This window comes from Nonomuraea sp. NPDC049646 (assembly GCF_044465525.1).
Lineage (GTDB): Bacteria > Actinomycetota > Actinomycetes > Streptosporangiales > Streptosporangiaceae > Nonomuraea.
Genome location: NZ_JBITLU010000016.1, coordinates 96,146 through 110,660 on the forward strand (window position 1 = coordinate 96,146; position 14,515 = coordinate 110,660).

Genomic DNA, 14,515 nt, shown 5'->3' on the forward strand with positions numbered 1-14,515 from the left:
AACCTGCCCCAAGGCCATAAACGGCCCCAACCGGACGTCAGACCGTGAGCGGCCCCACCGGACGTCAGGACCGTGAGTGGCCCAACCGGACGTCAGGCCGTGAGTGGCCCAACCGGACGTCAGGCTGCGAGCGGCTCAACCGGGACGTCAGCTCGTGAACCGGCCAACCCTGTCCCAGGCCGCCAGCGGCTCAACCTGGACTCAGGGTGCGAGCGGCCCGAATGGATGTCAGGTCGTGATCGGGGGAGTTCAAGGAGTGTGTGCAGGGGGAACCGATGGGAGCGCCAGACGACCCCATTGCCTGCCTTCAGGTGCAGGTCTCTGGGCTTCGGGTGTGCGGCCTGGCAGGTGTGGGTGGGGTCAGAGCATGAGGGAGCGGACGGTGGCGACGGTGTCGGCGTCCTCGGGGCGTTTGTCCGGCCGGTAGCGCAGCACCCGGGCGAAGCGCAGCGCCATCCCCCCGGGGTAGCGCGGCGAACGCTGCACACCGTCGAAGGCGATCTCCACGACCAGTTCGGGCCGCAGCTTGACCGCCCACTCGTCGGTGGGGCCGTCGGCGAGTTCGAGGAAGCGTTCGGTCTGCCAGGCAAGCAGCTCGTCGGTGAGCCCCTTGAACGTCTTGCCCAGCATGACGAACCCGCCCTCGGGGTCGCGCGCGCCCAGGTGGAGGTTGGACAGCTTGCCCTCGCGCCGCCCATGGCCCCACTCGGCCGCCAGGACCACCAGGTCGAGCGTGTGGCGGGGCTTGACCTTGATCCAGCCCGCGCCGCGCCGGCCGGCCGCGTACGGCGAGGACAGGGACTTCACCACCAGGCCCTCGTGGCCCGCCTTGACGACGTCGGTGAAGAACTTCTCCGCCTCGGCCACGTCGGCGGTGATCAGCCGCGGCGTCAGCAGGCCGGGCGGGACGGCGCCGGCCAGGGCCTCCTGGCGTTGCGAGTACGGCAGGTCGAGCAGGTCGGCGCCGTCGGCGCGCAGCGCGTCGAAGAAGAACACGCTGAGCGGGGTCTGCTCGCGCAGCCTGGCGACGTCGGTCTTGCTGGAGACGCGGCTCGCGGTCACCTGGAAGGGATGGGGACGCCCGTCCGGCCGCAGCGCGAGGACCTCGCCGTCGAGCACCAGGTCGGCGGAGTCGAGCCCGAGCACCGCCTCGACCAGCTCGGGGACCTGCGCGGTGATGTCGTCGAGGGTGCGGGTGAAGACCCGCACCTGCGTGCCCGAGCGGTGGGCCTGCACGCGTACGCCGTCGAGCTTCCACTCCAGGGACGCGGGCGAGCCGGCCTTCTCCAGCGCGGCGGCCACGTTGGGCGCGCTGCCGGCGAGCATGGGGGAGACCGGCTGCCCCACCTCCAGCTTGAACGCGTGCAGCGCCGCCACGCCGCCGGTCAGCGCCGCCGCGCCCACGGCGGGCAACCAGCCGCGCAGGGTGAGCGCCCGCCGCACGTCGGCCGACGGCGCGCCGGACGCCTTGGCCAGCGCTTCGATCATGACGCCGTCGAGGGCGCCCTGGCGCAGCTCGCCGTTGAGCAGCCTGCGCATGAACTGCTGCTCCTGGCTGGTCAGCCCGGCGAACAGCTCGGCGACCAGCGCTCTGCGCGCCGCCTGCGAGCCGGGGCCGGAGACGGCCTTGATGCGGGTCAGCAGCGCGTCGACGGTCGTGAGGGTGGCGGTGGCGGCGAGTTTGGGCTGCGGGACGTCCTCCAGCGAGCGCCAGCCCACGCCGATCTGGCGCTGCGGCAGGTCGCCCGACAGGTAGGCGATGGCGATCTCCGCCTCGTCCGGGCCGACCCGGGCGAGCAGCTCGGCCAGATGCCCGACCTTGCCCAGCCGTGCGGAGGTGCGCGTCACCGCGTCGGAGGTCCGGACCACGTCGATCAGAAGCACACCGCTATCGTGCCTCACCACGCCGACATTTCCCCACCCGATATGTGCCGGGTTTTCCAAAGCAGGGGTAGCCGGGCGGGCCACCGTCGGCGGCCCGCCCGTGCCCGGTCTAGCTGACGCCGAGCAGGTCGACCACGAAGATCAGCGTCTCGCCGCCCTTGATGCGCGGCGGCGCGCCGCGGTCGCCGTAACCGAGGTGCGGCGGGATGACGAGCTTGCGACGGCCGCCGACCTTCATCCCGGCGACCCCGCGGTCCCAGCCCGCGATGACGCGGCCGCCCCCGAGCGGGAACTCGAACGCCTGGCCGCGGTTCCACGACGCGTCGAACTCCTCCCCGGACGAGAACGAGACGCCCACGTAGTGGACGCTGACGTTGTGGCCCGGCTTGGCCTCGGGGCCAGTGCCTTCGACGAGGTCGACGATCTCCAGGTCGGCGGGCGGGTTGCCCTCGGGGAAGTCGATCTCGGGCTTCTCGAGTGCCACGAATGTGCTCCTGTTGACGATGACAATAACCCGACGACTCTATGCCGTCGGGGTACGGCCGTCGTTCATGGCCGCCCTTTCTCCCGGCGCCGGGCCGCTCGGCGGGCGCGTCGCCGGGGGGCGCCGGCGCCGGTGGGTGGGCGTCACCAGCTCTGGTGCAGCGGCATGCCCTCCGCGTAGCCGGAGGAGCTCTGGATGCCGATGACGGCCTGCTGGTGGAACTCCTCCAGGTTGGCCGCGCCCGCGTACGTGCACGACGACCGCAGGCCCGCGACGATCCCGTCGATCTGGTCCTCCACGCTGGGCCGCTTGGGGTCGAGGTACATGCGCGAGGTCGAGATGCCCTCCTCGAACAGCGCCTTCCTGGCCCGGTCGTAGGCGGAGTCCTCGGCCGTCCTGAGCCGCACGGCGCGGGAGGAGGCCATGCCGAAGTTCTCCTTGTACTTGCGCCCGTCGGCGTCGGTGCGGGCGTCGCCGGGCGACTCGTACGTGCCGGCGAACCACGAGCCGATCATCACGTTGGACGCCCCGGCCGCCAGCGCCAGGGCCACGTCACGGGGGTGCCGGACGCCGCCGTCCGCCCAGACGTGCCTGCCGAGCCGGCGGGCCTCGGCCGAGCATTCGAGCACCGCCGAGAACTGCGGACGCCCGACGCCGGTCATCATCCGCGTGGTGCACATGGCGCCCGGCCCCACGCCGACCTTGAGGATGTCGGCCCCGGCCTCGACCAGGTCGCGCACGCCCTCGGCGGTCACCACGTTGCCAGCCGCGACCGGCACGCCGGGGTCGAGCGCCCGGACGGCGCGCAGGGCGGCGATCATCTTCTCCTGGTGGCCGTGGGCGGTGTCCACGACCAGGCAGTCGGCCCCGGCCTCCAGCAGCTCCTTGGCCTTGGCGGCGACGTCGCCGTTCACGCCGACGGCCGCGGCGATGCGCAGGCGGCCCTGGGCGTCGAGCGCGGGCTGGTAGAGCGTGGCCCGCAGCGCGCCCGTGCGGGTGAGGATGCCGACCAGCCGGCCCTCGTCGTCCACGATGGGCGCCAGGCGGTGGCGGCCCTCGTGCAGGCGGTCGAAGGCGGCGCGCGGGTCGAGCCCGGCGGGCAGCGTCAGCAGCTCGCTCGACATGACCTCCGACAGCTGCGTGTACATGTCCACGCCCTGGCAGTCGGCCTCGGTCACCACGCCGACGGGGCGGTTGTCCCAGTCGACGACGATGACCGCGTTGTGGGCGCGCTTGGGCAGCAGTTGCAGCGCCTCGCCCACGGTGTCGTGCGGGGTGAGGGTGAGCGGCGTGTCGTGGACCAGGTCGCGCTTCTTGACCCAGTCGACCACGTCGGCGACGACGTCGAGCGGGATGTCCTGGGGGATCACGGTGATCCCGCCGCGGCGGGCCACGGTCTCGGCCATGCGGCGGCCGGCGACCGCGGTCATGTTGGCGACGACGACGGGGATCGTGGTGCCCGTGCCGTCGTTCGTGGAGAGGTCGACCGCGAGCCGCGATCCGACCGAGGAGCGCGACGGCACCATGAACACGTCGCTGTAAGTCAAATCGTAACGAGGCTCTTGGTCGTTGAGAAACTTCACGTTCATCCATCTTATGGGGTGACAGGGCTAACAAGGGGTTTCCCCCGTTCTCCGGGGCTTATGATCGGCCGGGGACACATTTGGGGGAGGTAAGTCGTGGACATCGTCGAACGGGCCGAGCTGACCGTCGTGGGCTTCGCCGTACGCACGACGAACGCCGACGAGGCGGATCCGGCGCGGGCCGCGCTGCCCACGCTGTGGCAGCGGGCGGGCGCGCCGGGGGCCTTCGCGCACGTGCCGGGCCGCATCGACGAGAACCTCTACGCGGTCCTGACCGACTACGAGAGCGACCACACCGGCGCCTACACGCAGATCGTCGGCATCGGCGTGCGCACGGTGCCGCGCCTGCCCGAGGGCATGGTGGCGGTGCGCGTGCCGGCCGCCAAGTCGCTCAGGCTGGAGGCCCGCGGGCCGCTGCCGCAGGCGCTGATCGAGGCGTGGCAGCAGGTGTGGCAGCACACCGAGTCGGGCGGCCAGCCCTCCCGCGCCTTCACCACGGACCTGGAGGTCCATCACTTCGGCGGCGCCGACCTCTACGTGGCCGTCTAGGCCCCGGAAGTCACAGGCCGGGCGTCACAGGCCGAGCGCCTCGGCCGCCGCCGCGACGGCCGTCGGCTTGACCTCCTCCAGGGGGAGGCCGGCGTACTCGACCGTGCAGTCGGCCATGCCGCCGAGCGCCAGCGTGGCCCGGATCTGCTGGGCCTGCGTGAGGTCGGGGCCGAGCAGCAGGGCGATCAGCTCGCGCCGCCATTCGAACATGCGCCGGCCCAGGTCGAGGTAGGCCAGGATCGAGATGTCGCGGACCATCATCCCGGTCACGTCCCGGTGGCGCCACATGAGCTCGAAGTAGTCGTCGAGCAGCGCGCGCGGGTCGCCGGGCTCCTGCCTGGCGGTGAAGCGCTCGAAGTCCTCCACCAGCGGCTGCACGATGCTGCGCACCAGGTCGTCGCGCGAGGCGAAGTGGTAGTAGAGCGCGGGCTTGGTGATGCCCAGCCGGTCGGAGATCTGGCGCAGGCTGGTGTTCTGCACGCCCTGCTCGGCGAACAGCTCGCGGGCCACCGCCTGGATGCGGGACTTGGTGTCACTGGGCATGGCTGAAGTTTATCCCTTACCTACCGTTAAGTAAGGGCGCGTGCTAGCGTGGACTTACCTACCGTTAAGTAAGGAGGGGGCCATGAAGGTCCTCATCTCGGGAGCCAGCGTCACCGGGCCGGTGCTGGCGTACTGGCTGACCAGGTACGGCTTCGAGGTCACGGTCGTCGAACGCGCCCCGGCGCTCAGGAAGTCGGGCGGCCACGCGGTGGACCTGTTCCGGCCCGCCATGGACATCGTCGAGAAGATGGGCCTCCTGGAGCCCGTCATGGCGAAGAAGACCGGCACCGACTGGCTCAGGATCCACCGCGAGGGCCGGGCGCGGCCCGTGGAGCTGGAGCTGCGCCGCATCCTCACCGCCGTCTCCGACCGGCACGTCGAGATCATGCGCGACGACCTGAGCGAGGTCTTTCACGAGGCCACCCGGCACGACGCCGCCTACGTCTTCGGCGACTCCATCGCCTCGATCTCCGAGGACGGCGAGGTGCGCTTCGACAGCGGCCGGCAGGACCGCTTCGACCTGGTGATCGGCGCCGACGGCCTGCACTCCAACGTGCGCCGCCTGACCTTCGGCCCCGAGGAGCGCTTCGCCACCTGGATCGGCGCCTACCTGGCCGTCGCGTCCGTCCCGAACTTCCTGGGCCTCGACGGCCGGATGGAGGCCATGGCGGGCGAGGGCTACATGGCCGCCGTCTACAGCGCCGCGCACATGGACGACGCCAGGGCCGGTTTCCTGTTCAGGACGCCGGAGCCGCTCGACTACCACTACCGGGACGTGGCACGGCAGAAGGAGCTGCTGCGCGAGCGGTTCGGCGGCCTCGGCTGGCAGGTTCCCAGGATCCTGGACGAGGTGGACCGCGCGTCCGTCTTCTACTTCGACTCCATCACCCAGCTCAGGCTCGACTCCTGGTCGCGCGGCCGGGTGACGCTGGCCGGCGACGCCGGCTACTGCCCGGGGCCGGCCGTGGGCGGCAGCACGAGCCTGGCGGTCGTGGGGGCGTACGTGCTGGCGGGCGAGCTGGCCGCGCACGGCGGCGACCACCGCACGGCCTACCCCGCCTACGAGGCCGAGATCGGCGAGTACGTGCGCCGCAGCCGCGCCTTCGCCCGCCGCGCGGCCAGGGGGATCGTCCCGGGGAGCCGCTTCGACGTGTGGGCGCTCGCCCAGGGCGTCCGGCTGGTCGGCCACCTGCCGGTCGCCCTCACCAGGGCCGCGACCAAGACCAGCGGCAAGGGCGTGCGCCTGCACGACTCGATCCGGCTCAAGGACTACGCCGCCCACGCGCGACCGGCGACGTCCCGCCCCTGACGAAGGCTCAGGCCAGCACGCCCTGCTCCCGCAGCTTCTCCGCCTCCGCCGCCGGCAGCCCCCACGCGGACAGGTCCGTGAGGCGGGTGGCGGGCGACAGGTCCGGGGCCGGCGCGCCGAGCAGGCGCGGCGCGGGCGCCGGCTGGGTCACGCCGCCGACCTCGGCGAACGTGCCCCGGGCGACGTTGTGCGGGTGCCGCGCGGCCTCGGCCATGGACAGGACGGGCGAGACGCAGGCGTCCGAGCCCTCGAACAGGGCCTCCCACTCGGCACGGGTGCGCTTGGCGAACTCCTCGGCCAGCCGGGCCTTGAGCGCGGGCCACTGCGTCCTGTCGTTGCGGTCGGGCAGGCCGGTCAGGCCCATCAGGTTCACCATGGCGTCCCAGAACTGCGGTTCGAGCGAGCCGACGGCCAGGAAGCCGCCGTCGGCGGTCTCGTAGGTGTCGTACTGGGGGGCGCCGGTGTCGAGCAGGTTGGTGCCCCGCGGGCCCCAGAAGCCGCTCTGGGCGGCCTGGTAGAACATCGAGAACAGCAGGGCGGCGCCGTCCACCATGGCGGCGTCGATCACCCGGCCCTTGCCGGTGCGCTCGCGTTCGAACAGGGCCAGCAGCACGCCGTAGGCGAGCATGAGGCCGCCGCCGGCGAAGTCGCCGAGGATGTTGATCGGCGGGGTGGGCTTGCCGCCCTCGCGGCCGAGCATCGACAGCACGCCGGAGATCGCGATGTAGTCGATGTCGTGGCCGGCGGTGGGGGCGAGCGGGCCGTCCTGGCCCCAGCCGGTCATCCGGCCGTAGATCAGCCGCTCGTTCACCGCGTGCAGGTCGGCGGGGCCGATGCCGAGCCGTTCGGCGACGCCGGGACGGAAGACCTCGATCACCGCGTCGGCGTTGCGGGCCAGCTCCTTGAAGGCGGCCACGCCCTCGGGTGACTTCAGGTCCAGGCCGATCGTCTGCTTGCCGCGGTCCATGACGTCCGTACGAGGTCGGTCGGAGACGGCCTGCACCCGGTCGACCCGCAGCACCTCGGCGCCGTGGTCGGCCAGCATCATCCCGGCGAACGGCCCGGGGGCCAGCCCCGCGAGCTCCAGCACGCGCACTCCGGCCAGCGGGCCGCCACTACCCTTCGACATGGACATCTCCTCGACAGTCGCACCGGCAAACGATCGGCTGCCGGGCTCCGAACCTGCCTCAGTAGAACAACATTCGGCAAGTCGTGGCAAGCGGCCTTTTGCGTCCTTCCCGCGAACTCGTGGGAGGTATGGGAAACTTGCCCACTGTTCGGGTGGTCTACAGATCGCCGGCGTCCAGCGGCTGTCTGCAGCAGGCGCTCGCGCCGCTACAGGGGTAGGACATGGTTTCGGAGAGCAACCGGCTTGTCGCCAGGCGCTACCAGTTACTGCGCGAACTGGGCCGCGGGGGTATGGGCGTCGTCTGGGAGGGCTACGACACGCTGCTCAACCGGCAGGTGGCCATCAAGGAGGTGCTGCTGCCCGAGGGGCTGTCGCCGGGCGAGCAGGAGCGCCACCTCATGCGCACGGCCCGCGAGGCCCGTACGGCGGCCAAGCTCAACCACCCCTCCGTGGTCGCGGTCTACGACGTGGTCGAGGAGGGCGGCCGGCCCTGGATCGTCATGGAGCTGGTCGCACATCCCTCGCTCGAAGAGGTCGTGGCCACCTCGGGGGCCCTGCCCGTACGGCAGGCGGCCGACGTGGGCCGCCAGGTGCTGTCGGCGCTCAGGGCCGCCCACGAGGCCGGGATCCTGCACAGAGACGTCAAGCCCGCCAACATCCTGCTCGCCGACGACGGCCGCGCGGTGCTGATGGACTTCGGCATCGCCACGGTCGAGGGCGACGCCTCGCTGACCAGGACGGGCATGGTGACCGGCTCGCCCAGCTTCCTGGCCCCCGAACGGGTGCGCGCGGACGAGGCGGGACCGCCCTCCGACCTGTGGTCGCTCGGCGCGACGCTGTTCGCCGCGATGGTCGGCCGCTCGCCCTTCGACCGCGGCGAGGCCATGGCGACGATCAACGCGCTGCTCAACGAGGAGCCCGACTACCGGCGCATCCCGCCGATCATGCATCCGATCCTGAAGGGCCTGCTGCGCAAGGAGCCCGCCGACCGGGTGGACGCCGAGGAGGCCGACCGGCTGCTCGCGGCCATCGAGGTGGCGGCCAAGCCCGCCTACACCGACCTGCCGGAGAAGAAGCCGGGCAGCGGGCGCGGGCGGGCCGTGCTGGCCGTGGCCGCCGCCGCCGTCGTGGTCGTCGCGGGCGGCGCGGTCGCCTACTTCAAGCTCGCCACGCCCGCCGAGGGCGCCCCGCGCACCGCCCAGCCGGCCGCCGCGGCCAGCCCGCTGAGCCCGTCCCCCTCGCAGCAGCCCACGACGAGCCGGACCCCGTCGGCGACCCCCACGCCGACCGTGCGGCGGGTGCGCCCGCTCGTACGGGCGTGGACCTCGCGGGAGGGCTGGTCGATCCTGCGCCCGATCGGCTGGCGGGGCGCGCTGCGCGAGTCCGTCACCGAGTGGACGCGCCGCGACGGCAACGCCCACCTCGGCGTGGAGGCCCTGTACTCCAGCCTCGACGCCAACCAGATCCTGCGCGACTCGGAGGAGACGCTGCGGCAGCAGGGCCAGGAGGTGATCAGCCGCGGCCGCCGCGTGGTCGAGCACCGGGGCGTCAAGGCGGTCGAGTGGGAGTTCTCCTGGACCGCCGCCAGCGCCGCCGGCACCCGCTGGATCAGGCCGGGCATGACCTACCACGAGGTGCGCCGCGCGGTGGTGTCCGGCGAGACGGCCTACATCCTGTCCTGGACCGTCGCCCAGGACCAGTGGCTGCGCAACAGGGGACTGATGCGACAGGTGATCGACAGCTTTACTGTGAAGGCATGAGCCCCTGGAACCTGCTCGCCCTGCCGCCGCTCCCCGAGGAGGCGACGCGCGGCCTGCTCGCCCCGCTCGGCGACCGGGTGACGGTCCGCGTGCCCGCCACCCGCGACCGGGCCGGGCTGCTGGCCGCGCTGCCCGGGGCCGAGATCGTGCTCGGCGACTGGACCTCCACGCTCGTGCTCGACGCCGAGGCGGTCAAGCATGCGCCCGCGCTGGCCTTCGTGCAGCAGCCGTCGGTGGGCGTCGACGGCCATGACCTGGCCGCCCTGGCCGAGGCCGGGGTGCCGCTGGCCAACACGCCGGGCGTCAGCGCCGTCGCGGTGTCGGAGTGGTGCCTGGCCGCCACGCTGTCGCTGTCGCGGCGGCTGGGGGCCGCCGACGCCGCCGTCCGCGCGGGGGAGTGGCCGCAGCAGGGCCTGCGTCCGCGCGAGCTGAGCGGCCGCCGGGTCGGCGTCGTCGGGTACGGCCCGATCGGCGAGAACTGCGTGCGCCTGTTCGGCGCCCTGGGCTGCGAGGTCTCCTACTGGACCAGGTCCCCGCGGCAGGCGCCCGGCCGCGCCGACCTGGAGACGCTGGTGGCCGGCAGCGACGTGCTGGTCGTGGTGATCGCGCTGTCGGAGGAGACCCGCGGGCTGATCGACCCGCGCCGCATGAAGCAGGGCGCGCTGCTGGTCAACGCGGCCAGGGGCGGCGTCGTCGACCAGGCGGCGCTGGTCGCCGCGCTGCGTGACGGGCACCTCGGCGGGGCCGCGCTCGACGTGTTCGACACCGAGCCGCTGCCCGTCGGCGACCCGCTGCGCGATCTGCCGGACGTGCTGCTGTCCCCGCACGCCGCCGGGGTGACGCCCGAGGCGACGACGCGCCTGCTCACGGCCGTGCTGGACAACCTCACGGCGGCACTGGAGGGACGAGAGGTGCGTGCCGTGCTCAATGGTGTCTCACCCCAGGTCCGACGTAGATTTCCGCATTTGCCTGCCATATAGGCGTTTCACCTGGCACGATGAACAGTTTTCGTGTCTTTAACGACCCCGGTCTGTTCGAGCCGGGCCGCGGGAGATACGGTCTTACGGACGATCTCTACCAGCTCAAGGGGGTGCTTCCGTGACGACGACGATGTCGACACACCAACGGGCAGTAGAGCAGATCCGGCAGTCCTACGCCGAGATCCCCGGCGACGCCGCTCCCCGGTTGGCCAAGTCCACGTCCAACCTGTTCAGGTTCCGTGACGGAGGCAGGACGGCCAAGCTGTCGGCCAGAGACCTCGACGAGGTCATCAGCGTGGACCCGGCGACGATGACGGCCGAGGTCCAGGGCATGACCACGTACGAGCACCTCGTCGAGGCCACGCTGCCGCACGGGCTCATGCCGTACGTGGTGCCGCAGCTCAAGACGATCACGCTCGGCGGCGCCGTCACCGGCCTCGGCATCGAGTCGACCAGCTTCCGGGACGGCCTGCCGCACGAGTCGGTGGAGGAGCTGGAGATCCTCACCGGCGACGGCCGCATCATCGTGGCCCGTGACGACAACGAGCACCAGGATCTGTTCCGCGCCTTCCCCAACTCCTACGGCACGCTCGGCTACGCCCTGCGCATCCGGATCAAGCTCCGCAAGGTCCAGCCGTACGTGCACCTGACGCACATCAGGTTCACCGACGCGGCCAAGTGCATGCTCGCCATGCAGGAGATCTGCGACAGCATGGTGCACGACGGCGAGCAGGTCGACTTCGTGGACGGCGTCTTCTTCGACCCGGAGGAGATGTACATCACGCTCGGCCGCTTCGCCGACCGCGCGCCCTACGTCTCCGACTACACCGGCATGCGCATCTACTACCAGTCGATCAGGCAGCGCAGCCGCGACTGGCTGAGCATCCACGACTACCTGTGGCGCTGGGACACCGACTGGTTCTGGTGCTCGCGGGCGTTCGGCGTGCAGCAGCCGGTGGTCCGCTCGCTGATGCCGCGCCGCTGGATGCGCTCCGACGTCTACCGCAAGCTCGTCGCCCTCGACCGGCGGACCGGCCTGACCGCCCGCATCGACCGCTGGCGCGACCAGCCCGTCCAGGAGTCGGTCATCCAGGACGTCGAGGTGCCGATCGAGCGCGGCGCGCAGTTCCTGGAGTTCTTCCACGACAAGGTGGGCATGACCCCCGTCTGGATGTGCCCGCTGCGGGCGAGCTCCCAATGGCCGCTGTACCCGCTGGAGCCGGGGAAGCTCTACGTCAACTTCGGCTTCTGGGGCATGGTCCCGCTGCCGCGCGGCCAGTTCGACGGCTACTACAACAGGCTCATCGAGGACTCGGTACACGAGCTGGACGGCCACAAGTCGCTCTACTCGACCTCCTTCTACGCCCGTGAGCAGTTCTGGGAGCTGTACAACGGTGATGCTTATTGGCCGGTCAAGCGGGAATACGACCCGAACGGTCGCCTGCTGGACCTGTACGAAAAGTGTGTACGGGGAAGGTGAGCATGGCTCTCGCAAGCATCTTTGAGAAGATCGTCGGCTCTGACGCGAACATCTCGTTCATGGCCTACGACGGCAGCAAGGCCGGTCCCGACGGCGCCGACCTCGGTCTTGAGGTCAAGTCGCCCATCGCGGTGGCCTACCTGGCGCAGGCCCCCGGGGAACTGGGCCTGGCCAGGGCGTACATCTCGGGCCACATCGACGTGCACGGCGACCTTTACACCCTGCTCGACCGCATGTGGAACATCACCACCAACGACCTGACCGCGGGCGAGAAGCTCGCCGCCGTACGGTCGCTGGGCGTCAAGCCGCTGCTCATGCGGGTGCCGCCGCCCCCGCAGGAGGTGCGCCAGAGCGCCCTGGCCCGGCTCGGCTCGCGGCACGCCAAGCAGCGTGACGCCGAGGCGATCCACCACCACTACGACGTGTCCAACCGGTTCTACCGGTGGGTGCTGGGGCCGTCCATGGCCTACACGTGCGCGACCTTCCCCGAGGAGGGCGCGACGCTGGAGGAGGCCCAGTACACGAAGTTCGACCTGGTGGCCAGGAAGCTCGACCTCAAGCCGGGCATGCGCCTGCTCGACGTCGGCTGCGGCTGGGGCGGCATGGTCATCCACGCTGCCAAGCACTACGGCGTCAAGGCGCTGGGCGTGACGCTGAGCCGTCAGCAGGCCGAGTGGGCCCAGAAGGCGATCGCCGACGCGGGCCTCCAGGACCTCGCCGAGGTGCGCTTCATGGACTACCGCGACGTGCGGGAGACCGGCTTCGACGCGGTCAGCTCCATCGGCCTGACCGAGCACATCGGCAAGGACAACGTCCCGTCGTACTTCGAGTTCCTCTACGGCAAGCTCAAGCCCGGCGGCCGGCTGCTCAACCACTGCATCACCCGTCCGACGGGCAAGGAGAAGACGTTCAACAAGGGCGGTTTCATCAACCGCTACGTCTTCCCCGACGGCGAGCTGGAGTCGGTGGGCTGGCTGATCAGGCAGATGGAGGACATCGGCTTCGAGATCCGCCACGAGGAGAACCTGCGCGAGCACTACGCCAAGACCCTGCGCCACTGGTGCGACAACCTCGACGCCAACTGGGACGAGGCCGTCCAGGAGGTCGGGATGGGCACGGCCAGGGTGTGGGCCCTGTACATGGCGGGCTGCATCGTGGGCTTCGAGCGCAACAAGGTCCAGCTGCACCAGGTGCTGGGCGTCAAGCTCGACGACGACGGCCGGTCCGGCGTGCAGCTCCGCCCGGCGGTCAACTGGCCGTGACGCTCAGGAGAGGGCCCGCCGCCCTCTCCTGACGGGCTCGTCCGCACCCCGCAGGTGGCGCGCAGGTCGCGGAGCACTGGCAGCAGCGCGTCGGGGATCGGCTCGTCCACGTCCCGGATCCTAGACGCCCCCGGCCGGGTCCCTGAACGGCGCTTGGCATCGCCCGGCGTAGCGTGGTCTCACGGTCGAGAGGGAGGGGCGGACGGTGACGGACGGGAACAAGGTCCGGGTGCGCCGGGTCTACGAGGAGCCCGCGCCGGACGACGGCGCCCGGGTGCTGGTCGACCGGCTGTGGCCGCGCGGGCTGGCCAAGGCCGACGCCCACCTCGACGAATGGTGCAAACAGGTCGCTCCCTCCACCGAGCTGCGCACCTGGTACAAGCACGACCCCGACCGGTTCGCGGAGTTCGGCCACCGCTACCGGGACGAGCTGGCCGAGCCGGAGCGGGCCGAGGCGGTGGCCCACCTGCGCGAGCTCGCCGGGAAGGGCCCGCTGACCCTGCTCACCGCCACCAGGCAGCCCGAGATCAGCGAGGCCGCGGTGCTCGCCGAACTGCTCAACGCCTGACGCCCGGGAACGCTCAGCGGGCGAAGGACCCGCCGGCGGCCAGGCCGTCGAGCGTGCGGGTGAGGAAGTGCAGGCTCAGGTCGGTGTCGCGGGTGCGGCCGTGCGGGGCGCGGAACAGTGCGACGTACGCGGCCACGTCGTCGAGGCTCCAGCGCAGCCGGTAGAGGGCCAGCGCGGCGGGGTCGGGCGTGCGGCCGGCGGCGGCCGCGTACCTGGCCAGGTCGCCGGGGGTCCTGGCGACCAGCCACAGGTCGCGTTCCGGCACGGCCAGGCCGACGGTGTCCCAGTCGATCAGCAGGCAGCGGCCCTCGTGCCGGAGCAGGTTGCCGGGGTGAGGTTCGCCGTGGGTGACGACGGGCGGGCCGAGGTCGCGGCAGCCGCGGTCGAAGTCGCGCAGCCGGGCGTCCAGGGTTCCGGCGTGCCGGTCGAGCAGCGTCCGGGCCTGTTCGGCGTACGGGCCGCCGGTCCACGGGCGGCCGGTCTCGGCCAGGGCCCGCTCCAGCGCCGCCCGTCCGGCCGGCTGCAACGGGCGGGACGGCGTCGACGGGGGCGGTGTTGTGGCGTGCAGCTCAGCCAGCAGGTCGATGACCTGGGCACGGTCGTGCTCGGCCGGCTCGTCGTCGAAGCCGCCGGTGACGCCGTCGACGAACGGGAAGACGCTCAGCGCGTACCGCGGGGCCAGCGGGCGGAGCAGCGCGCCGCCGTCGAGGTCCGGCACGGGCGCGACCACGAAGCTCAGGGACGCCGACAGCGCCGCCGCCGTCTCCAGCGCCCGCCCCAAGTCCCCGAACGCCGACCGCGCACCCCCGTGGAGGAGGGTGGCGGCGGTGAGGAACCAGCGCCGTCCGTCGGCGCCGGTCGCGATCCAGTGGTGGTCGCCGAAGCCCACCGGCGCGTACGCCAGCTCGACGGCCTTGATCCCCCACGCCTCCAGGGCGGGCGCCAGCAGCGATTCGTCCAGATCCGCGGGTCTGTCACGCATCC

The 14,515-nt window shown here is 71.8% G+C and carries 13 protein-coding genes; 7 read left to right on the forward strand and 6 right to left on the reverse strand.

Annotated elements, in window-relative coordinates; genetic code table 11:
- Positions 1-360: 360 nt before the first annotated feature.
- The 3 genes from ACIBQ8_RS38480 to ACIBQ8_RS38490 all read right to left on the reverse strand — a co-directional run bounded on the left by ACIBQ8_RS38480 (position 361) and on the right by ACIBQ8_RS38490 (position 3,951).
- Positions 361-1,884: an ATP-dependent DNA ligase gene (locus tag ACIBQ8_RS38480; RefSeq protein ID WP_397194511.1), complete on the reverse strand. Its 1,524-nt coding sequence runs from the start codon at positions 1,882-1,884 to the stop codon at positions 361-363.
- Positions 1,885-1,993: 109 nt separating this feature from the next.
- Complete coding sequence (locus tag ACIBQ8_RS38485) at positions 1,994-2,368, reverse strand: FKBP-type peptidyl-prolyl cis-trans isomerase (protein WP_352357863.1); 375 nt, start codon at positions 2,366-2,368, stop codon at positions 1,994-1,996.
- A gap of 143 nt (positions 2,369-2,511) precedes the next feature.
- The gene (locus ACIBQ8_RS38490) at positions 2,512-3,951 is read right to left on the reverse strand and encodes a GuaB1 family IMP dehydrogenase-related protein (protein ID WP_397178103.1); all 1,440 of its coding nucleotides are present in this window, start codon (positions 3,949-3,951) and stop codon (positions 2,512-2,514) included.
- A gap of 96 nt (positions 3,952-4,047) precedes the next feature.
- Between ACIBQ8_RS38490 and ACIBQ8_RS38495 the strand changes: the two genes are divergently transcribed.
- Positions 4,048-4,500 carry a GyrI-like domain-containing protein gene (locus ACIBQ8_RS38495; RefSeq protein WP_397178102.1) on the forward strand — a complete coding sequence of 151 codons (453 nt, stop codon included), beginning with the start codon at positions 4,048-4,050 and terminating at the stop codon, positions 4,498-4,500.
- Positions 4,501-4,524: 24 nt separating this feature from the next.
- Here the strand turns inward: ACIBQ8_RS38495 and ACIBQ8_RS38500 are convergent, their stop codons facing one another.
- Positions 4,525-5,043, reverse strand: a complete 519-nt coding sequence (locus tag ACIBQ8_RS38500; protein WP_397178101.1) for a TetR/AcrR family transcriptional regulator — start codon at positions 5,041-5,043, stop codon at positions 4,525-4,527.
- An 82-nt stretch (positions 5,044-5,125) separates the two neighbouring features.
- On the opposite strand from ACIBQ8_RS38500, the gene ACIBQ8_RS38505 reads away from it, so the two are divergent.
- Positions 5,126-6,352 carry an FAD-dependent monooxygenase gene (locus ACIBQ8_RS38505; RefSeq protein WP_397178100.1) on the forward strand — a complete coding sequence of 409 codons (1,227 nt, stop codon included), beginning with the start codon at positions 5,126-5,128 and terminating at the stop codon, positions 6,350-6,352.
- 7 nt (positions 6,353-6,359) lie between these two features.
- Here the strand turns inward: ACIBQ8_RS38505 and ACIBQ8_RS38510 are convergent, their stop codons facing one another.
- Entirely contained in the window at positions 6,360-7,481 is a 1,122-nt protein-coding gene (locus ACIBQ8_RS38510) for a CaiB/BaiF CoA transferase family protein (RefSeq protein WP_397194512.1), read from the reverse strand.
- A 221-nt stretch (positions 7,482-7,702) separates the two neighbouring features.
- On the opposite strand from ACIBQ8_RS38510, the gene ACIBQ8_RS38515 reads away from it, so the two are divergent.
- The 5 genes from ACIBQ8_RS38515 (at position 7,703) to ACIBQ8_RS38535 (ending at position 13,531) form a co-directional block, all read left to right on the forward strand.
- Positions 7,703-9,241: a protein kinase gene (locus ACIBQ8_RS38515; RefSeq protein WP_397178098.1), complete on the forward strand. Its 1,539-nt coding sequence runs from the start codon at positions 7,703-7,705 to the stop codon at positions 9,239-9,241.
- Positions 9,238-10,221: an NAD(P)-dependent oxidoreductase gene (locus tag ACIBQ8_RS38520; protein ID WP_397194513.1), complete on the forward strand. Its 984-nt coding sequence runs from the start codon at positions 9,238-9,240 to the stop codon at positions 10,219-10,221. The genes ACIBQ8_RS38515 and ACIBQ8_RS38520 overlap by 4 nt, the downstream gene beginning before the upstream one ends.
- Before the next feature lie 130 nt (positions 10,222-10,351).
- A complete protein-coding gene (locus ACIBQ8_RS38525; protein ID WP_397178096.1) occupies positions 10,352-11,701 on the forward strand; it encodes an FAD-binding oxidoreductase in 1,350 nt (449 codons plus the stop codon).
- 2 nt (positions 11,702-11,703) lie between these two features.
- Positions 11,704-12,963 carry a class I SAM-dependent methyltransferase gene (locus tag ACIBQ8_RS38530; RefSeq protein ID WP_397178095.1) on the forward strand — a complete coding sequence of 420 codons (1,260 nt, stop codon included), beginning with the start codon at positions 11,704-11,706 and terminating at the stop codon, positions 12,961-12,963.
- Positions 12,964-13,168: 205 nt separating this feature from the next.
- Positions 13,169-13,531 (forward strand): DUF488 domain-containing protein, encoded by a 363-nt coding sequence (locus tag ACIBQ8_RS38535; RefSeq protein WP_397194514.1) that lies wholly within the window; start codon positions 13,169-13,171, stop codon positions 13,529-13,531.
- Between the two features lie 13 nt (positions 13,532-13,544).
- On the opposite strand, the gene ACIBQ8_RS38540 is transcribed toward ACIBQ8_RS38535, so the two are convergent.
- Positions 13,545-14,513, reverse strand: coding sequence for a phosphotransferase (locus ACIBQ8_RS38540; protein WP_397194515.1), 969 nt, complete (start codon positions 14,511-14,513; stop codon positions 13,545-13,547).
- Between the last annotated feature and the right edge of the window lie 2 nt (positions 14,514-14,515).